This window comes from Pseudomonas sp. NPDC088444, from assembly GCF_044900175.1.
Classification (GTDB): Bacteria; Pseudomonadota; Gammaproteobacteria; order Pseudomonadales; family Pseudomonadaceae; genus Aquipseudomonas.
The window spans coordinates 52,708-71,801 of record NZ_JBJDNK010000013.1 but is presented as its reverse complement, the minus strand read 5'-3'; the positions used below and the strand labels follow the sequence as shown (position 1 = coordinate 71,801).

At 60.2% G+C, this 19,094-nt stretch carries 20 protein-coding genes and 1 pseudogene; 8 read left to right on the top strand and 13 right to left on the bottom strand.

Features of this window, described 5'->3' with window-relative positions:
* Positions 1-36: 36 nt before the first annotated feature.
* Positions 37-861, bottom strand: coding sequence for a tRNA 2-thiocytidine(32) synthetase TtcA (gene ttcA / locus ACI2KB_RS23665; protein ID WP_404638533.1), 825 nt, complete (start codon positions 859-861; stop codon positions 37-39).
* Between the two features lie 423 nt (positions 862-1,284).
* Here ttcA and ACI2KB_RS23660 point away from each other — a divergent pair, with 423 nt between their 5' ends.
* Positions 1,285-1,884 (top strand): Yip1 family protein, encoded by a 600-nt coding sequence (locus ACI2KB_RS23660; protein WP_404638531.1) that lies wholly within the window; start codon positions 1,285-1,287, stop codon positions 1,882-1,884.
* A 151-nt stretch (positions 1,885-2,035) separates the two neighbouring features.
* Positions 2,036-2,530: a SprT family zinc-dependent metalloprotease gene (locus tag ACI2KB_RS23655; protein ID WP_404638529.1), complete on the top strand. Its 495-nt coding sequence runs from the start codon at positions 2,036-2,038 to the stop codon at positions 2,528-2,530.
* A gap of 3 nt (positions 2,531-2,533) precedes the next feature.
* Here ACI2KB_RS23655 and ACI2KB_RS23650 read toward each other — a convergent pair whose 3' ends face one another.
* The 5 genes from ACI2KB_RS23650 to ACI2KB_RS23630 all read right to left on the bottom strand — a co-directional run bounded on the left by ACI2KB_RS23650 (position 2,534) and on the right by ACI2KB_RS23630 (position 7,934).
* Positions 2,534-3,715: a CaiB/BaiF CoA transferase family protein gene (locus tag ACI2KB_RS23650; protein WP_404638527.1), complete on the bottom strand. Its 1,182-nt coding sequence runs from the start codon at positions 3,713-3,715 to the stop codon at positions 2,534-2,536.
* A gap of 163 nt (positions 3,716-3,878) precedes the next feature.
* Positions 3,879-5,213 (bottom strand): dicarboxylate/amino acid:cation symporter, encoded by a 1,335-nt coding sequence (locus ACI2KB_RS23645; RefSeq protein WP_404638525.1) that lies wholly within the window; start codon positions 5,211-5,213, stop codon positions 3,879-3,881.
* A gap of 391 nt (positions 5,214-5,604) precedes the next feature.
* The gene (locus ACI2KB_RS23640; protein WP_404638523.1) at positions 5,605-6,948 is read right to left on the bottom strand and encodes an ATP-binding protein; all 1,344 of its coding nucleotides are present in this window, start codon (positions 6,946-6,948) and stop codon (positions 5,605-5,607) included.
* Positions 6,945-7,622: a response regulator gene (locus ACI2KB_RS23635; protein WP_404638521.1), complete on the bottom strand. Its 678-nt coding sequence runs from the start codon at positions 7,620-7,622 to the stop codon at positions 6,945-6,947. Before ACI2KB_RS23635 ends, ACI2KB_RS23640 begins: the two co-directional genes overlap by 4 nt.
* Before the next feature lie 57 nt (positions 7,623-7,679).
* A complete protein-coding gene (locus ACI2KB_RS23630) occupies positions 7,680-7,934 on the bottom strand; it encodes a hypothetical protein (RefSeq protein ID WP_404638709.1) in 255 nt (84 codons plus the stop codon).
* Positions 7,935-8,129: 195 nt separating this feature from the next.
* Between ACI2KB_RS23630 and ACI2KB_RS23625 the strand changes: the two genes are divergently transcribed.
* On the top strand, positions 8,130-8,936 hold the full coding sequence (locus tag ACI2KB_RS23625) for a dienelactone hydrolase family protein (protein WP_404638519.1): 807 nt from the start codon (positions 8,130-8,132) through the stop codon (positions 8,934-8,936).
* A gap of 168 nt (positions 8,937-9,104) precedes the next feature.
* On the opposite strand, the gene ACI2KB_RS23620 is transcribed toward ACI2KB_RS23625, so the two are convergent.
* The gene (locus ACI2KB_RS23620) at positions 9,105-10,250 is read right to left on the bottom strand and encodes a PQQ-dependent sugar dehydrogenase (protein ID WP_404638689.1); all 1,146 of its coding nucleotides are present in this window, start codon (positions 10,248-10,250) and stop codon (positions 9,105-9,107) included.
* A gap of 82 nt (positions 10,251-10,332) precedes the next feature.
* A complete protein-coding gene (locus ACI2KB_RS23615) occupies positions 10,333-10,674 on the bottom strand; it encodes a hypothetical protein (RefSeq protein ID WP_404638517.1) in 342 nt (113 codons plus the stop codon).
* 312 nt (positions 10,675-10,986) lie between these two features.
* Between ACI2KB_RS23615 and ACI2KB_RS23610 the strand changes: the two genes are divergently transcribed.
* The 5 genes and pseudogenes from ACI2KB_RS23610 to ACI2KB_RS23590 all read left to right on the top strand — a co-directional run bounded on the left by ACI2KB_RS23610 (position 10,987) and on the right by ACI2KB_RS23590 (position 15,158).
* Positions 10,987-11,823: an AraC family ligand binding domain-containing protein gene (locus ACI2KB_RS23610; RefSeq protein ID WP_404638515.1), complete on the top strand. Its 837-nt coding sequence runs from the start codon at positions 10,987-10,989 to the stop codon at positions 11,821-11,823.
* Positions 11,824-11,878: 55 nt separating this feature from the next.
* On the top strand, positions 11,879-12,481 hold the full coding sequence (locus ACI2KB_RS23605) for a LysE family translocator (RefSeq protein ID WP_404638513.1): 603 nt from the start codon (positions 11,879-11,881) through the stop codon (positions 12,479-12,481).
* Positions 12,482-12,670: 189 nt separating this feature from the next.
* Entirely contained in the window at positions 12,671-13,672 is a 1,002-nt protein-coding gene (locus ACI2KB_RS23600) for a diaminopimelate epimerase (protein WP_404638511.1), read from the top strand.
* A 166-nt stretch (positions 13,673-13,838) separates the two neighbouring features.
* Positions 13,839-14,624 (top strand): annotated as a pseudogene (locus ACI2KB_RS23595) (PAS domain-containing protein); the annotation flags it as partial.
* Complete coding sequence (locus tag ACI2KB_RS23590; protein WP_404638687.1) at positions 14,619-15,158, top strand: methyl-accepting chemotaxis protein; 540 nt, start codon at positions 14,619-14,621, stop codon at positions 15,156-15,158. The pseudogene ACI2KB_RS23595 and the gene ACI2KB_RS23590, both read left to right, overlap by 6 nt.
* 247 nt (positions 15,159-15,405) lie before the next feature.
* Here the strand turns inward: ACI2KB_RS23590 and ACI2KB_RS23585 are convergent, their stop codons facing one another.
* From ACI2KB_RS23585 to ACI2KB_RS23565, 5 genes are all read right to left on the bottom strand, one after another.
* Positions 15,406-15,843, bottom strand: a complete 438-nt coding sequence (locus ACI2KB_RS23585) for a nucleoside deaminase (RefSeq protein WP_404638509.1) — start codon at positions 15,841-15,843, stop codon at positions 15,406-15,408.
* A 64-nt stretch (positions 15,844-15,907) separates the two neighbouring features.
* Positions 15,908-16,417, bottom strand: a complete 510-nt coding sequence (locus ACI2KB_RS23580) for a hypothetical protein (protein WP_404638507.1) — start codon at positions 16,415-16,417, stop codon at positions 15,908-15,910.
* Positions 16,418-16,592: 175 nt separating this feature from the next.
* A complete protein-coding gene (locus ACI2KB_RS23575) occupies positions 16,593-17,606 on the bottom strand; it encodes an ABC transporter substrate-binding protein (RefSeq protein WP_404638505.1) in 1,014 nt (337 codons plus the stop codon).
* 58 nt (positions 17,607-17,664) lie between these two features.
* Positions 17,665-18,174, bottom strand: coding sequence for a sigma-70 family RNA polymerase sigma factor (locus tag ACI2KB_RS23570; protein ID WP_404638503.1), 510 nt, complete (start codon positions 18,172-18,174; stop codon positions 17,665-17,667).
* 126 nt (positions 18,175-18,300) lie between these two features.
* On the bottom strand, positions 18,301-19,080 hold the full coding sequence (locus ACI2KB_RS23565; protein WP_404638501.1) for a phosphate/phosphite/phosphonate ABC transporter substrate-binding protein: 780 nt from the start codon (positions 19,078-19,080) through the stop codon (positions 18,301-18,303).
* Between the last annotated feature and the right edge of the window lie 14 nt (positions 19,081-19,094).

Below are 19,094 nucleotides of genomic sequence, written 5' to 3'. Positions count from 1 at the left end.
TCCCACGCTCTGCGTGGGAACGATCATGCGATGTGTTTAGAGGTTAACCACATTCACAAACCGCGAAGCGGCGGTCTCGTCGATCTTCAGGCTGGTGAAGTCGAACAGGTTGCGGTCGGCCAATTGCGAAGGCACGACGTTCTGCAAGCTGCGGAAGATCATTTCCGAACGGCCTGGGGTCTTGCGGTCCCATTCCTGAAGCATCTCCTTGACCACCTGACGCTGCAGGTTTTCCTGCGAACCGCAGAGGTTGCACGGGATGATCGGGAATTGCTTCATGTCCGAATACGCCTGGATGTCTTTCTCGGCGCAGTAGGCCAGCGGGCGGATCACCACGTTGCGACCATCGTCGGCACGCAATTTCGGCGGCATGGCCTTGATGGTGCCGTTGAAGAACATGTTCAGGAAGAACGTTTCGACAATGTCATCGCGGTGGTGCCCCAAGGCCATCTTGGTCGCGCCGATTTCGTCAGCGAAGGTGTACAGCGTGCCGCGACGCAGACGCGAACACAGCGAACAGGTGGTTTTGCCTTCCGGTACCAGTTCCTTGACCACCGAATAGGTGTCTTTCTCGACGATGTGGTACTCGACGCCCAGCTCTTTCAGGTACGCAGGCAGCACGTGCTCGGGGAAGCCCGGCTGCTTCTGGTCCATGTTCACGGCGACGAGGTCGAACTTGATCGGCGCGACTTTCTGCAAGTGCATCAGCACATCGAGCATGGTGTAGCTGTCCTTGCCGCCGGACAGGCAGACCATCACCTTGTCGCCCTCTTCAATCATGTTGAAATCGGCCACTGCCTCGCCTGCAAGCCTGCGCAGACGCTTCTGCAGTTTGTTCTGATTGACGGAAAGGGTGCCCATGGCGCTGGTATCGCTCGCTGTAACTTGAGGAAAGGGGCGGTATTTTACGCATAAACGTGATGGGGGGTAATGCCTGTTGATCGTGTCGCACAGATGAACTCTGTGGGAGATGAATTCTGTGCCGGCTTGCTGGCGAATGCGGCGTGTCAGCCACATATGAGATGAATGACACACCGCTTTCGCCAGCAAGCCTGCTCCCACATGAAATATGCCGTTCATCCTACCGAGACAGACTGTTGATCACCTTCCGCTATTAACGCGGTCTTTTAAGACGTAATTACTCTAAAGCCCACGTTTTTCGGGGCCTTCAGCTTTCTATACTGCCATTGAGGTCGCAGCCGTTTTCCCTTGTGAGAGTGTGACCTTGCCCTGACAGCATCTGGCCGTCAGGCGCGACGGGTTTCACCATGAGGAGTCAAGCGCATGATCCATCACGTTTTGGGGCTGTTCACACACCCCGATCAGGAATGGCAACAGATACGTGGAGAAGAAGAAACCATCGGCCACATGTACCTCACCCACACCTTGATATTGGCGGCGATCCCGGCGGTTTCCGCGTACATCGGCACCACTCAAGTCGGCTGGGTCATTGGCAGCCGTGCGCCGGTCATGCTGACCAGCGAAAGCGCGATCTGGATGACGATCATGTCCTACATCGCCATGCTCGCCGGAGTCGGGGTCATGGGTGGTTTCATTCACTGGATGGCGCGAACTTACGATGCCAGCCCGAGCCTGGCGCGCTGCGTGGCTTTTGCCACCTATACCGCCACGCCGCTGTTCATCGGCGGGCTGGCCGCGCTGTACCCGCACATGTGGCTGGGCATGATGGTCGGCCTGGCGGCGGTCTGCTACACGGTGTACCTGCTGTATGTGGGCTTGCCGGTGTTCATGAACATCCACCCGGACGAGGGCTTTATGTTCTCAAGCTCGGTGCTGGCAGTGGGGCTGGTGGTACTGGTGGCGATCATGGCGTTCACGGTGGTGCTGTGGGGGATTGGGGTGGGGCCTGAGTACACCAATTGAATGGGTTTTCCCAACGTATTGATTCATGCACAACCCTGTAGCAGTCCGGCTTGGCGGACTGCTACAGGGTAGAGCGCTACCATTCGGCCCCTGGCTGTTCGACAACGCTTCGCTTTACGGCATACTCGCCTTCTCTGGAGACCGATGAAGCATGCTCGAACCACTCAACACCCGCGTCGAATCCTGCTACCAACTCGCTGAAGATTTTTTCAAACGTCCTTTCAAACGCCCTGTCGTCAGCCTCAAGTTACGAGGCCAGAAGGCCGGTGTCGCGCACCTGCACGAAAACATGCTGCGCTTTAACCCGCAGTTGTACCGGGAAAACACGGAAGACTTCCTGCGTCAGACCGTGGCCCATGAAGTCGCGCATCTGGTCGCCCATCAACTGTTCGGCGACACCATCCAGCCTCACGGCGAGGAATGGCAACTGATCATGCGCGGTGTATACGAACTGCCGCCCAATCGCTGCCACAACTACGAAATCCAGCGCCGCAGCGTGACCCGCTATATCTACCGCTGCCCCTGCCCGGAAAGCGATTTTCCGTTCTCGGTGCAACGGCACAAGCTGGTGCGCAAGGGGCGGCGGTATCTGTGTCGCCGTTGCCGGGAGATTTTGGTGTTCAGCGGTGAGACGCGGGTCGAGTAACGCTCACCCCAGCGCGCCCGCCTCACGCAGGGCCAGGACGTCCTGCTCGCTGAAGCCCGCTTCTTTCAAGACCTGATCGCTGTGCAGCCCCACCGAAACACCCCTATGCAGGGGTTCTGGCAAACCTTCGGAAAACTTGATCGGACACGCCATTTGCGCCTGCGATGTTCCATCGCCCCGAGGCACCTGCGTCACGACCTGCCGCGCTTGCAATTGTGGATGCGCCACCGCCTCGGAAAAGCTCAATACTGGCTCAACACAGGCATCGATACCGGCGAATAACACCTGGAGTTCGTCGAAACCCCGCCGTTCGAACTCAATCTGCAATTCAGCCTTCAGTGCCGTCTGATCTTCGGACTGGAGCGACAAACCGCGCCTAGCCAACTCCGGTCGACCCAAAGCGTCACACAGCGCCTGCATGAACACCGGCTCCAGGCTGCCCACGGAAAACCAGCGCCCTTCCCGGCTGCGGTAGTAATCATAAAAACTGCCGCCGTTCAGCATGTGGCCTTCGGGCTCCGGCTCCACGCCTGCCGCCAGTGCGCCCGCGCCTGCCAGCGTATTCAGGCTGAACGCACAGTCGGTCATGCTGATATCGACGAACTGCCCCAGCCCGGTCTGCTGCCGGGCCACCACTGCGGCTAACAGGCCGATGACGCCGTGCAGAGAACCCCCTGCCACATCGGCGACCTGAACACTCAGCGGCAGCGGGCCGCTGTCCTTGCGCCCGGTGTGACTTGCCAACCCTGCCAGTGCCAGATAGTTGATGTCATGCCCGGCGCGCTCGCGATAAGGGCCGGTCTGGCCGTAACCGGTGATTGCCACGTAGATCAGCTTCGGGTTGATCGCCTTGAGCGTTTCATAGCCAATGCCCAGTCGTTCCATCACCCCGGGCCGAAACTGCTCCAGCACGATGTCGTAATCGGCCACCAGACGCTTGACCACCTCCACGGCTTCGGGCCGCTTGAGGTCCAGCGCCAGGCTGCGTTTGTTGCGATTGAGGTACGCGTGACTGGCTGACACGCCATGGTCATGAGGCGGTAATACACGCAGCAGGTCCAGCCGCGTCGGCGATTCGATGCGCAACACCTCGGCGCCCATGTCAGCCAACAGCAGCGAGGCGAACGGACCGGGCAAGAGCGTGGAGAAATCGAGGACCTTGAGTGAAGCGAGCGGGCCTTGCATGTGCAGACGTCCCTGAATCAGTGGTGAGGGACAGCGTAGGTGGCGGGGTTCGAGGGAGCAACCCAGCACTGCTACGCCCTTCGGGCAGAAACAAAGCCGCGAACAACAAAAAGCCCGCCGCGGTTTCCCGGGGCGGGCTTTTGTTCAATGCAGCGCTAACCGGTTACGAACGGGTCGCCTGCGCAGGGCCTTCGGCCACGCCCAGATCGTCGTGCGGACGGTTTTCTTCGATGGCACGACCGCCCGACGCCAGTTCGGCATTCATTTGCGGTACGTCCAGCTCTTTCACCCACTTGGCAACGACCAGCGTGGCGACAGCGTTACCGACCAGGTTGGTCAATGCGCGGGCTTCGGACATGAAGCGGTCGATACCCAGAATCAGCGCCAGACCAGCCACCGGCAGGTGACCTACGGCCGACAGGGTAGCGGCCAGTACGATGAAGCCCGAACCGGTCACGCCAGCGGCGCCTTTGGAGGACAGCAGCAGCACCAGCAGCAGGGTGATCTGATGGGTGATGTCCATGTGGGTGTTGGTCGCCTGAGCGATGAACACAGCGGCCATGGTCAGGTAAATCGAGGTACCGTCCAGGTTGAACGAGTAGCCAGTCGGGATCACCAGACCCACGACGGATTTCTTCGCACCCAGACGCTCCATCTTGATCAGCATGCGCGGCAGTGCCGATTCAGACGAGGAGGTACCCAGTACGATCAGCAGTTCTTCGCGGATGTACTTGATCAGTTTCAGGATGCTGAAGCCGTGTGCGCGGGCGATAGCACCCAGCACCACCAGCACGAACAACAGGCAGGTGATGTAGAAGCACACCATCAGTTGGCCCAGTTGCACCAGCGTGCTCACGCCGTAAGCACCGATGGTGAAGGCCATGGCACCCAGAGCACCCAGCGGTGCCAGCTTCATGATCATGTTGATGATGTTGAACATGATGTGGGCGAAGCGGTCGATGAAATCAAGAACCGGCTTGCCGTAGGCGCCCAGGCGATGCAGCGCGAAGCCGAAGATCACCGAGAACATCAGCACTTGCAGGATGTCGCCGTTGGCGAAAGCACCGACGATGGTGTTCGGGATCACGTTCAGAATGAAGCCGATGACGCTCTGATCCTGACCTGCGGTGACGTAGGCAGCGACTTTCGAGGCGTCCAGGGTCGAAACGTCGACGTTCATGCCGGCACCCGGCTGAACCACGTTGACCACGACCAGGCCGATGATCAGCGAGATGGTGGAAACGATTTCGAAGTAAAGCAGCGCATAACCGCCGGTCTTGCCCACGGATTTCATGCTCTGCATGCCAGCGATGCCGCTGACCACGGTACAGAAGATGATGGGGGCGATGACCATTTTGATCAGCTTGATGAAGCCGTCACCCAAAGGCTTGAGTGCTTTACCGGCATCGGGATACCAGTGGCCGATCGCAATACCGATGATGATGGCGACGATCACCTGGAAGTACAGGGATTTGTAGAGTGGCTGACGAGTCGTCATTGCAGTTTCCTCAAGAGCCTCGGCTGCATCATGCCTGATACACCGGTGCCTAAAGTGCGAACCCTCCTGCCAGGAGGGATTTGTTGTTGTCGAGCTGCGCGAGGCAGACCTCTGCGCCCTCTATCGCAAGCACCGTGCCATTATCTGAAAATTCGCTGAAAGCCCCGAACGGCATGGACTGCCTGGTTAACACTAGCCAAAAATCCGCGCCTGCGATGGCGGATTTCCGCCCTTTCCCGACAGAAAGGCTTCGGTATTGGCGGTTATCCGCCTATCGAATGGCCGTTGGCACTGGCGCTCGCTCTTGATCTTGCCGCTGCTCTTCATGCGCAAGAGCGTAGGGCAAAGGGCTTTGGGAGTTGGATGTGGTCCGTAAAATCGGGAGCAGCCCTTAAATCGCAAACTGAATCCTGAACGCTGCCCCGCCCAGCACAGACTCCCCCAGCGTCAATTGCGCGCCATAGCTTTCGATGATGTCCTTGACCACTGCCAGCCCGATGCCCTGCCCCGGATTCTGCCGGTCCAGCCGCTCGCCACGCTCCAGAATCCGCGCCCGCTGGCTTTGAGGCACGCCGGGGCCGTCGTCTTCGATGCACAACTCATCGCCCATCATCGACGGCCGCCAACTCACGCGCACTTCGCCCAGACAAAGCCGATAAGCGTTTTCCAGCAAATTGCCGAGCATTTCCAGCAACGCGCCCTCTTCCATCTGCACCTGACAGTCATCCGGCAGATCGAGGGTGACGCCGACGCGCTTGTCTCGGTAAACCTTCTCCAACGTGTTGCACAGGCTCTCGACCACCGGTTTTAGGTCCACATGGTGTCGCACCAGGCCGCTTTTGCGCAGGCTCGCCCGCTGCAATTGGTAGCCGATCTGTTGGCTCATGCGCTCGATCTGCGATTGCAGAATGCGCGCCTGTTCAAGATCTTCAGGGCGTTTGGCGATTTTCTCACTGACCCCTTGCAACACCGCCAGAGGGGTTTTCAGGCTGTGGGCCAGGTCGCCCAGTGAGTCGCGGTAACGAATGCGTTGCTCGCGCTCGCTGCGCAGCAAACGGTTGAGTGAATCGGTCAAACGCAGCAGTTCGCTGGGGTGCTCTTCACTGAGGCTTTCACGCGATCCGGCCTCGACCTGATCCAGTTCCTGGCTCATGCCCCGCAGCGAGCGCAAGCCCCAGGTCAGGCCGACCCACAACAGGATCAGCAACACCAGCAAGGCCGCGCCAAAGCCCAGATAGAGCTTCTCTCGCAGGCCGGAAATGGTTTGTTGATATTCACGCACAGGCTGAACAGCCACGATGCTATAGGCCGCATTGCGCCCACCGAGCAGCTTGATTTCCACGTCGTAGACGAAAAACTCCTCGCCGTCGTCCTGACGAATCTTGGCGAATTCGGTGCCCAGCCCGTCGTAACGCGGCTGGTAATTGATGTTTTCGTCCTCGGTCGCTCGGGAGCGCCACACCAGTTTGCCCGCGCGGTTGTAGATGTAACCGAGCAGGCGGCTGTCAGGCAGGCTGAATTGCTCGCCAGGCAAGAGCGTCGGCATCAGCAGCCGATCGTCCTCGACACGGGCCGCCGAAATGAGCGTGGTCACGTCCGACGCCAGACGTTTTTCGATGGAGCTTTCCAGCGCCAGGCTGAACGCGCTCTGCAAGGCGGGGAGCATCAGCAGCATGAAAATGACCGCCAGGGTCGCGGCGGCCAGCATCAAGCGAACGCGTAGCGATCGAATCATCGACAGCGCTCAGTGAACAGATAGCCCAGACCGCGCACGGTATCGATCGGTTTGAAGCCGTCCGGCCCTTCCAGCTTGCGCCGCAGGCGACCGACCAGCACTTCGATCACGTTCGGATCACGCTCGTCGTCGTCCGGGTACAACTGCTCCATCAGGCGCTCTTTGGGCACCACTTGCTGGTGATGGCGCATGAGGTATTCGAGGATTCGGTATTCATAAGCGGTCAGCGCCAACGGCTGCTCGTCCAGCGAGGCCTGCTTGCGGTTGATGTCCAGGGTCAACGGCCCAGCCACGATGGTCGACTGGGTGAAGCCGCTGGAGCGACGCAGCAACGCATTCAAGCGGGCTTCCAGTTCCTCGAACTGAAACGGCTTGACCACGTAGTCGTCCGCCCCGGCCGCCAGCCCTTCGACTTTGTCTTGCCAGTTGCCACGGGCGGTGAGAATCAGGATGGGGAACGCCTTGTTCTGCGCACGCAGTTGACGAATCAGGTCCAGCCCGCCAATGCCCGGCAAACCGAGGTCGATCACCGCCAAATCGTGATTGAACTGGCCGACCTGATACAACGCCTCATCGGCATTGCCCACCGATTCGACCACATGACCGCTTTCCGTCAGGCGGGTCTGCAAGTGATGGCGCAACAGGGCTTCATCTTCGACAACCAGCAGTTTCATGACGCTCTCCCAGGCACAGACATACCTCTCGGTGGGTGATCCTTTGACAGTGACGGCTTACAACCGGTGATGCACAGGCAAATAGTTGTCGGGACCCTGACTCAGGCTAGACGATCGTGACGCATAGGCACTGCTCGTTGCAGAGGTCGCGTCGGACAGTTTAACCGCGCTCGCCATCATGATTCCCGAGAGTTTTTTGCTGTTGCGGGTCAGGTCGACGCGCGAGACGTCGGAATTGCCCTCAGAGGCCTGAGCGGCTGCGCTGCCGCCCAAAAAAGCCAGCGCCAGGAAAAACTTGTTGATCGTCAGCATGTGCAGGTCCTCCGGCGCCAGGCGCCTTGTTGGGTACGGCAACGAGAATACGCAGCAGGCGCTGAACCCCTCCTGAACACGTTCTGAACCTGGGCTGAACACATATGTACCGCACGGAGTCGGAATCCATGAGACACAATCGTCTAGGCTCAACGCCAGACAAGCCCTCGATCATTCGATTAAAAGGAGACGAACATGCGCTATCTGATCGCCCTCGCCCTGATGTGTCTGGCGGGTCTGGCACAGGCCGAAATCAAGACCCGCACGATCGATTACCAAAGTACCGACGGCACGAAACTGGTCGGTTATTACGCCTATGACGACGCCATCAAAGGGCCGCGCCCTGGTGTTGTGGTGGTCCATGAATGGTGGGGCCTGAACGATTACGCCAAGCGTCGCGCCCGCGATCTCGCCGCACTGGGCTACAGCGCCATGGCCATCGACATGTACGGCGAAGGCAAGAACACCGAGCACCCCAAAGACGCCATGGCCTTCATGCAAGCCGCGAGCGCCGACGCGGCGGCCTCGGCCAAACGCTTCGATGCCGGTGTCGCGCAATTGAAGAAGCAACCGGAAACCAACCCGCAGAAGATCGCGGCCATCGGCTATTGCTTCGGTGGTGGGGTGGTGCTGGATGCAGCACGACGGGGTGAGCCACTGGCGGCGGTGGTGAGTTTCCACGGCGCGCTGGCCACCAAAACCCCGGCCAAAGAAGGCGTGACCAAAACACCGATGCTCGTCGAGCACGGCAATGGCGACACCATGGTCACGGCGCAGAACGTCGCGGACTTCAAGAAGGAAATGGACACCGCCAAGGCTGACTACAAATTTGTCGGCATCGACGGAGCCAAGCACGGCTTCACCAATCCGGACGCCGACAAGCTCAGCCACGGCGACCACGGCGGCCCGGACATCGGCTACAACCAGGCTGCCGATATGAGTGCCTGGGCTGACATGAAGGCGTTTCTGAAAGAGCAGTTTGCGAAGAATTCGACGATGTGACCGGCAGACATTGAAAGAAGGCCCCGTCTGCTTTGGCGCCTGATCCACCGCTCTCGCCACCAAGGCGGCTCCCACACCGGTTGCGTAGAACCGAACAATCGTGCGCAACACAAAACCTGTGGGCCGGCTTGCTGGCGAAGGCGGTGCATGGGTGACCAAGAGCCTTCGCTACTGCGCCAGGCCAACCTTCAAAAGCTTGCCGCTGTCTTCATCGGTCAACACATAAAGGTAACCATCAGGCCCTTGGCGCACATCACGAATGCGGGATTTCAATTCGCCCAGCAGTCGCTCCTCGTGCACCACCTTGTCGTCCTTCAACTCCAGACGGATCAGCACCTGCGCTGCCAACGCGCCGATGAAGACGTTGTGATCCCATTGTTTGAAGCGGTCCGAATCGTAAAACGCCATGCCGCTGATGGCCGGGGATTTTTCCCAGACATGGAAAGGATTCTTCACGCCCTCGACGATCTTGCCCTTGGACTCAGGAATGGGCTGACCGCTGTAGTCGATGCCAAACGTGGAAATCGGCCAGCCGTAGTTCGCGCCACGCTCGATGATGTTGATTTCGTCCCCGCCCATGGGACCATGCTCGTTGGTCCACAAAGTGCCCGTCCACGGATTGAGCGCCGCCCCCTGCTGGTTGCGATGGCCGTAACTCCAGATTTCAGGCCGTACATTCTTCTGACCGACGAAAGGGTTGTCCTTGGGAAGCGAACCATCGGGATACAGGCGCACGACCTTGCCTTGCAGCTTGTCCAGATCCTGCGCCGTGGGGCGATTGTTGTTCTCGCCTAGCGCGATGAACAGGTAGCCGTCGCGATCAAAGACGATCCGCGAACCGAAGTGATTGCCCACGGACAACTTGGGCTGCTGCTGGAAAATCCGGGTGAAGCTTTCCAGTTTGGTCAAATCATCCGACAGTCTTCCCCGGCCCGCTGCCGTGCCACCGGTCTTGCCGTCCGCGGCCGCCTCGGCATAGGTCAGGTACACCATGCGGTCCTTGGCGAAGTCCGGCGACAACTCCACGTCCAGCAAGCCGCCCTGCCCTTGCACCCAGACTTTTGGCACGCCGGAAATCGGCGCCGACAATTTTCCTTCGGGCGTCACCAGACGCAGGTTGCCCGTGCGCTCGGTCACCAGCATGCCCTTGTTGCCCGGCAGGAACGCCACCGCCCACGGATGCTGCAAACCGCCCACCACCTCATCCACCGTCAAGGTACCCTCCTCGCTTTTGTAGGTGGCGGCGGACGCTTGCAGCGGGAAACTGAAAAATGCACTGACGCACAGGCTGGCGAGCAGCGTCTGGCGGATCAGATGCGGGCGGATCAGAGAGCTACGCAACATGGGCGATTCCTTTTGCTGAAGTTGGACGTGATCGATCGAGGCGTGGGTCAGGTCAATTGTTCCCACGCTGAGGGGTGCTGGAGGGACGGGGCGCGTTCTGTCGGGTCGGGTAGCCATTGCCGATGCCGCCATTTTCCAAGGTGGGCGTGCGAGACGGCGTCGGGCTCAGATTAGGCCCTCGCATACTCGGCGAGATGGATTCGGTGCCTTGGCGGCTGTTGGGATTGGCCCGGCGAATGGCGCCGTTGTCGGTAGCGTTGTTGCTGCGGTTGGGGTAAGTGGCCGAGGCCAGCAGCGTCGAGGACTGCGCAGAGCGCTCTCCCGCGTGGGCAAGACCGAGGCCAAGCAACCCACTGAAAAAGACCAGCGCCAGGCACCGCAGAAAACTGTTCATCATTTACCTCGTCTGATACAGGCAGGAATGAGTGACGATTTCGGTCTTTGATGGCCATCGAAGGCGTAGGTTCGCGCTGCGCGAATGGATGAGCAACGCGTAGGACAATGCAGTTTGTAACAAGGATAGTCAGAGGACTGCCGGTCGGGTACTGCACAAATGTTCCAGACGCGGGGGCGGAGCAACGATACAGTTGGCCATGCACGCCCGGTTTCGACAGGCAACACACCGCCCTGTAGCAGTCCAGCTTGCCGGCGGCAGCAATTTCAAGAACGCCATCGGCACGTGAACCCACTTCGTCAGGAACCCGCCATGCCCGACCGCAACTGGATCGATCTCAAGCAGGACCCGGTGTCCGGCATCGAGACGATGCGCGCGCATTTCGAGGGCCATGCCTACGACCCACATTGGCATGACAGCTATCTGGTGGGCCTCACCGAGCAAGGGGTGCAACAATTCAACTGCCGTCGCCAGCAATACAACAGCACGCCGGGCAAGGTGTTTCTCCTGGAGCCCGGCGACATCCACGACGGCCACGCGCCGGAGGTCGAAGGCTTCACCTACCGCACGCTGTACATCGACCCGCACTGGCTGGATCGCGAATTGCGCGCGCAGTTCGATGAAGCGCCGGATAACGCCCAACTGAGTGTCGCCGCGACGCTGGCTGATGATCGCCGTCTGACCATCGCCACGGCCAACGCCTTCGAAGCGTTGCACAGCGATGAATTGCTGATCGTGCGCCAAACCGCGCTGGATGATCTGTTATCGACGCTGACCCGCCATCTGCGCTGGCGCACACTGATCAGCCCCGATCCGCGCTTGCCCTTGGTGGCGCAACGCGCACGGGATTATCTGCACAGTCATATGCATCAGGACATCGGCCTGGACGATCTGGCGCACGCGGCCGGTGTCGACCGTTTTCGCCTGACCCGGGCCTTCAAGGCGGCGTTCGGTCTTGCGCCTCACGCCTACCTGATCCAGTTGCGCCTGAGCCGCGCCCGTCGCTTGCTCGCCCGTGGCGAACTGCCCGTCAGTGTCGCCGCCGCATTGGGCTTCGCCGACCAGAGCCACATGGGGCGCTGGTTTCAGCGCGCCTACCGCATGACGCCCGCCGACTACCGCAGGCGCTGCTCAAATCTTCCAGACTGACAACCTCCTCGCCGCGATCATCAACGTCTGATCAATCGCTGCCGAGTTGTCACCCATGGAAACCTTTCTGCCTTTTCTGCTGTTTGCGTTCGTCGCCTCCATCACCCCCGGACCGACCAATATTCTGGTGCTGACCAACAGCTCCCGGCATGGCCTGCTGCGCACCTTGCCCATCGTGCTGGGCGCCTGCGGCGGCGCCGCGTTGCTGGTGCTGATGGTCGGCACCGGACTGGGCGACGTGCTGGCGCGCCATCTGCAAATCCAGACCGTGATGTCGTGGATCGGCATCGCCTGGCTGACATGGCTGGCGTGGCAAATCTTCAGTGCCCCCGCCGAAGCCATCGACCCTGAAAAAACCGGCAACGGGCCACGTCTTGGCCTGTGGAGCGCCGCCAGTTTGCAACTGATCAACCCCAAAGTCTGGATGATGGCCGTGGCGGTGATCAGCGTGTTCGCCGGGACCGACGCCGACCGGATGTTGCAGGTGATGTGGCTGTCTGCGTTGTTCTTTCTGGTGTCGATTCCGTGCATGAGCGCCTGGGCCTATCTGGGCGTCAGCGCCGCGAAATTCTGCCGCTCGGCCCACAGCATGAAACGCTTCAATCAGGCCATGGCGCTGCTGTTGGTGGTCTCGGCGTGGTTGACGTTGGTGGTGTGACTACCTGAGCTACCGATTTCCCGCTGTGGGAGATTCTATGTTGCCTGATTAACAGCTTTCGCCACCCAGCTGGCTCCCACAAGGACCGCGTCGGACCCATGCCTGATGTTCGACGCCGAACCTGTGGGATCGGCGTCAGCCTGAACTGCGTGATTTAATGCAGCCCTTCCCCCCAACACCGGACCCACCATGGCCCTTTTCTACGATGCACGCGGCAATATCTACGCTGTGACTTCCCCCGAAACCCTGCGTTCGATGGGCATCAACGTTCCCGCATCGGCGGCCCAAGCGGCTCAATCCCGTCAAAGCTGGGCGCCTCAGGCCGTGGCAGCGATCTGTGACTGGCCCGAAGGTGCACGCCCTGCGGGCAGCAAGGCGCATCGTTCGGACGGTTTGTTGGTGGGACCCTTTCAGCAGTCGGCGCCCTTCGACGTGCTGATCGTCAACACCGACGGCACACTGGCTGAACGCAGTGGCAACGGGCTGACGATTTTTTCGCAGTCGCTGGCCGACTCGGGCCTGACGCCGAAAGAGGGTGGTTTCACCCTGCGCGTGCATCACGACCATGACGACGCCATCAGCCCCTCGCCCACCGAGGTTGTTCCTGCGACCATCGACGGCGTTTCAGGCTTCTGGCTGGACATCGGCGCGCCAGGGTTCGGCCCTGCCGCGGTGGGAGCCAAAGGATCTGGCGTAAGCGCTGCTGTGCTCGGCGCTGCCTCAGTCAATCGCGTCGAACGTCTCGCCCGTCTGCATCCCGACTGGCACACCAGCGCGTTCGTCAGGGTAGGCAATCCGCATTGCGTCACGCTGGTGGCAGACACCGCGTCGCTGCCCACTTTCGAGCAGTTGCATGAAAACCCGCTCAATGACGCCCTCACCCGCATCGCCTTCGCGCAGGGTGAGTTCGGGGAAGGCGACCCCTGCCCTGCGGGCGTGAATCTGCAATGGGCAACGAAGGTCGAGCCGAACCGCGTCATGGCCCGGGTGTTCGAGCGCGGCGAAGGACCAACGGCCTCGTCGGGCACCAGTGCCAGCGCAGTGGCGTCGGCGGCGTGGCTCTGCGGCTGGGTGAGCGAAGGTCTGGTGGAGGTGGTGATGCCCGGTGGCACGGCCCCCCTGCGTCTGATCGAGCAGGATGGCGAATTGCAGCAGGTGCAGCTTTTTGGCACGGCAAAACCGCAGCCGTGACTGGCCGCTGATCGGCGTCCCCGCAATCGAATGTGAAATAGCCACTATTCGGATTGCAACCCGCCTGCCCTTGTCTATGCTCTGAGCAATCGCCCAATGGCCCCGAATTCCGGGCCTGCCGGCGAGTCGCAGCACTCATCGACCAGGGACGTGAGGTAGGTGGCAGATGTTCAATTCACACCGCAAAGCCGTCGAATACGAATTGCAGGTTTCCACCGCCGCGCTGTGCCAATCGAAGGCCAAGCTGGCAGCGATCAGCCGCTCCATGGCGATGATCGAATTCACCCCCGACGGGATCATTCTCGACGCCAACGAAAACTTCTGCCTGACCATGGGGTATCAACCCGGCGAACTGGTGGGCAAACATCACCGGATCTTCTGCGAAAAGGCGTTCTGCGACAGCGACGCCTACACCAAGCTGTGGCGCGATCTGGCACGTGGCGAGCCGCTGTGCGGCGAGGTCATGCGGCTGGATAAGTCCGGCCGCGAAATCTGGCTGGAAGCCAGTTACATGCCGGTCTACGACAACGACGGCGTGGTGCAGAGCGTGATCAAGGTCGCGTCCGACATCACTGATCGCGCCTACAAGGATCACGAAAACCAAAGCATGATCGACGCCATCAGCCGCTCCATGGCAATGATCGAGTTCGCGCCGGATGGCAAGGTCATCACGGCCAACGAAAACTTCCTGCGCACCATGCACTACACGCTCGATGAGGTGGTGGGCCATCACCACAGCATCTTTTGCACCCGCGAAGAAGTCGACTCCCCGGCGTACAAGGCGTTTTGGGCCTCGCTCAATCGCGGCGAATATCACTCCCATCGTTTCGAGCGGGTGAACAAGCTGGGGCAAACGGTGTACCTGGAAGCCACGTATAACCCGTTGTTCGACGTCAAAGGCCGACTCTACAAAGTCGTGAAGTTCGCCAGCGACATCACTGAGCAAGTGACCGTGCAGCGCAATGCCGCCACCACGGCGCATGACACGTCCGTGCACACCGACGCCTGCGCGCAGAAGGGTTCGAGCGTGGTGCAACAGACCGTGGACGTGATCCAGCAAATCTCCAGCGACCTCAACGAAGCGGCGCGCAGCATCGACGCGGTGAACAAGCAGTCGGAGGTCATCGCTACCATCGTTCAGACCATTCGCAGCATCGCCGACCAGACTAACCTGCTGGCCTTGAACGCGGCCATCGAAGCGGCCCGCGCCGGAGAGCACGGGCGCGGGTTTGCCGTGGTGGCCGACGAAGTGCGAGGGCTGGCGGCGCGAACGAGCAAGGCTACGGTGGAAATCGTCGATGTGGTCAGGCAGAACAACGAACTGGCCAAGAGCGCGGTGTCGAGCATGCAATCGAGTCTGAGCCGAACCGGCACCGGGGTCGAGCTGGCGCATGAGGCGGGAGAAGTGATTCTGGAGATCCAGCAGGGGTCGCGGCATGTGGTGGACGCGATCAGCCAGTTCAATTCGACGTTGCGGCTGGATTGAGAACAATGCATTTCCCGTTGTGGGAGCCGGCCGGGCGGCGCTCCGTTTGCTTACGAAAGCAGTGTGTCAGTCAACAGATGCGTGTCTGATGTACCCCTTTCGCCAGCAAGCCGGCTCCCACAGGTTCGGCGTCGAACATCAGGCATGGGTCCGACGCGGTCCTTGTGGGAGCCAACTGGTTGGCGAACGCGCTTGATCAGGCAACATAGAATCTCCCACAGAAATCTCAGCGCTACCAATTGTGCTGTTATTCCCCAATATCCTCATTCCACAACTCGGGCTTGTCAGCGATGAACTGCTTCATCAGGCCGATACAGGTCGCGTTATGCACCACGTCCACCTGCACGCCCCGTGAGCGCAGCAATTCTTCTTCGCCCATGAACGTCTCGTTCTCTCCAACGATCACTTTGCGAATGCCATACAACAGAATCGCTCCGCTGCACATCGCGCAAGGCGAGAGTGTGGTGTAGAGCGTCGCCTCGCGGTACACCTTCGCAGGCTGGCGTCCGGCATTTTCGAAGGCGTCCATTTCCCCGTGCTTGATCGCGCTGCCTTCCTGAACCCGGCGGTTATGGCCGCGACCAATGATTTTGCCGTCGTGAACGATCACTGAACCAATCGGAATGCCGCCCTCGTCCAGTCCCTTTTGCGCCTCGTCGATGGCCGCCTGCATGAATGGGTCCATGGTCTCTCCTTCCCGTGTCGATCAAAACGAATGCCTCGCGCGCCCCGGTTAAGGGACGCAAGCGTCAAGGCTTGGCTTTTTTCAGAGCGTTGTCCAGTGCTGTCGACACGTAGACCTTGAGCAGCTCACTGGACCGGTTCTTCATGTCCAGCCCAACGTCACGCTGCTTGGTGCGGAATTTGTTGGCGATGTCGGGTGGCGGGTCCCCGACATCGAGAGCGGTGAGTTCTTCAGGGGTGAAAGAGGCCGCGTAGGCCGCCGCAAGATTACGGTCCCACTCCTGTTGATATTGGGGTTGCAGATACTGAAGCTCGTCCTGAACGATCTCCTGGGCTTTGGTACGTCCGACCGCGTCGACAATCGTGGTGAAGGTGACTGTGCGCGAGGCCACCTGATACCCCAACCAGCCAAGGCTTTCGCCCAGATGGCGATCCTGCACGAACGCCAGCGCACTGGGGGGCGCGGCAGGCGGCGGCGCGCTCTCCTCGGCCCGCGTGACCAACGGCAGCGCGAGCAACAGGCTCAGCAGGGCCGTATTCAATCCCGTCCACGCAGCCGATCTGCTATATCCCATGTCCTCTCCCCGGCGACTTCACATCGGTGATCAACGCACTGACTGCCCGGGTGAAACTAGCAGGTGAACAAGCGTTTGCCAGTCATCCGGGCCTGAAAGGACGTGAATCGTCACGATCCTGTCGCATTCGGTGTTCAGACCGCGCAAATGGGCCAAGGTTGAAAAGACATGCGCGTTACAGGCTGGCGCTGACCTTCTTCGCCACCTCCGCAGGTACCCACGGGTTCCAGATGTCCGGATGATCCTTGAGGAAAGTCTTGGCCACATCGCTCGGTTCCAGGCGCTTCTCGCTCATCTCGCCCAGCGTCTTGTTCAGTTGATCGATAGGCAGGTCGACTTTTTCAAAGAAGCTGACCAGTTCCGGGTACTGCTTGTGAAACGGCTCCGACACACCAATGGCCAGGTGCGCCGCGAGGGAGCTGGAGCCAATCGGGTTCGGGTTTTTGGCGTCAGCCAGCGTCTTCCATGCCGCCTCATTGAACGGCGGCTCTTCGAGCTTGATCAGTTTGAAGCGACCCAACAGCGGCGTCGGCGACCAGTAGTAAAACAGCACCGGCTTGTTGCGCCGGATCGACGAAGCGATTTCCGCGTCCAGTGCCGCGCCCGAGCCGGTGCGGAAGTTCACGTAGCTGTCGTTGAGCTTGTAGGCCTTGAGTTTTTGAGTGTTGACGATTTCCGAGGTCCAGCCGGTCGGGCTGTTGAGGAAGCGGCCTTTGTCAGGCGATTCCGGGTCTTTGAACACGTCTTTGTATTTGGGCAGGTCCGCCACCGATTTCAGGTCCGGGGCCAGGGGTTTGATGCCCTTCTCCGGGTCGCCCTTGATGACGAATTCCGGCACCCACCAACCCTCGGTCGCGCCTTTGACGATATCGCCCAGGCCGTACACTTTGCCTTCCGCCTCGGCCTTGACCCAAGCGGGGCTGCGTCCTGCCCACTCTTCACCGATCACTTGAATGTCGTTCTTGGCCAGCGCTGCCTCAAGGCTCACGGTGCTGCCCGGCAGTTTGTCGGTCGGGTAGCCGTAGCCCTTTTCCACGATGGTGCGCAGGATCTCGGTGATCAGGCTGCCGCTCTCCCAAGTGATGTCGCCAAAGTGGATCGGTGCAGCCTTTTCCGCGCTGTGCGCAGGCTGCGTCAGGACCGCCAGTGCCAGCAGCGAGCCGCCGAGCAGGTGTTTGATCGATGTCATGAGGGTCTCTCGTGGCTCAAAAAGGGGAACGCTGATTGGGTTTAGCACAGCATGCGCTTCATTCCAGACACGCGCGTTGGCAGCAGGTTTCAGCTTTTTCCATGTAATCGCTGACTGAGCGCGAGGAGATGCCCAGCCGGGTCGCGATTTCAGGGTAGGTCAGACCGATGCTGCGCGAGAGCAGGAAGGTGGTTTTGATCTTCAGTGGCAGGCGGTCCAGACGCTGATCGATGCGGTCCAGGGTTTGCCATGCGGCGACACGATCTTCAGGCGTTGAGGGGGCTGCCTCTCGCTCCGTCGCCAGCGCCTCAAGGTGTTTGCGCTCCAGATCTCGACGTCGCCAGCGCTGGAAAATCAGCCGGTTGGCGATGGTGGTGAGCAGCGCGCGCGGCTCCCGTATTGGAACCACATTGGGCGAGGTCAGCAATTGCACGAAGGTGTCGGACGCAATGTCCTCGGCGCTCTGCGCGCTGTCCACGCGACGACGAAGGCGCTCGCACAACCAGACGTAATCACGCTGAAAAAGATCGCTGAGGTATTGGCGATGGGACGGATCGGCGCCAGACATAACACTTCCCTTGCATGGTTTTATTGTTCTGTCCGGTGTTCCGGTCGAGCCATGCTAGCAAGGGTGGTTATGCGATAAAAAATAATTAAAAACGATTCAAATAGACCATAAGGAAATATAGAGCCGCTACAGGGCAACCAGACCCGCCGCCTCTGCCTGGTGTTGATAATCGAGCAACACCTGATAATCCGCCTCGCTCGCGGGTATGACCTCGCTGATTGCCAACACCTGCGCCACCTCTGGCAAGTCCGTCAATGCCTGATTCATCGCCAACCGGATGACCTCGCCACCTTCGTCGATACACGTGATGTAAGGCAGACAAGGCCCGAATGCCGTGCGCCCGATAACCTTGATGCCGACGACTTCATCGCTCTGGTCTCGCGCCAGGTAATCGAAGGTCACGCTGTCAATGGCCGCCAGATCACCCTGCCCGGCCTTGATCGCCGCAAGGCTGTTGCGATGTCCGCCGGTCAACGACACATGGCCGAAGAACGTCCCGTCGCGCTGCAACGGCGCCAATACGTGGCGAAACAGGTTCATGCCGGAGTTGGAGTCTCGTGAATTGAGCAGCCCATGGCTGCCCCGAAAATCTTCAAGTCGCTGCCGAGGATCGTCCGCGCGCGCCACGATCAGGCTGCAATGATTGCCCCCGGCACTGTTCGGCAGGACATAGACCGGACGCCCCACAACCTGCACCTGCCCCCGCAATTGCGTCATCAGCGGATAACCGCAGGTCTGCGTGATCAGCAGTCGGGGCGAGCGCCAGAGCTGTTTGAGGTCTACCCCCTGGGCGTCAAGACGCTCGACTGCAAGCAATTGCAGTACACGGCCCAGCCATTGCTCCTGAGCCTGACGCACCCGCTCAGGGGCAACATACATCAATAATTCCGCGAAACCTTGAGCCATGGGCGAGACCGGCG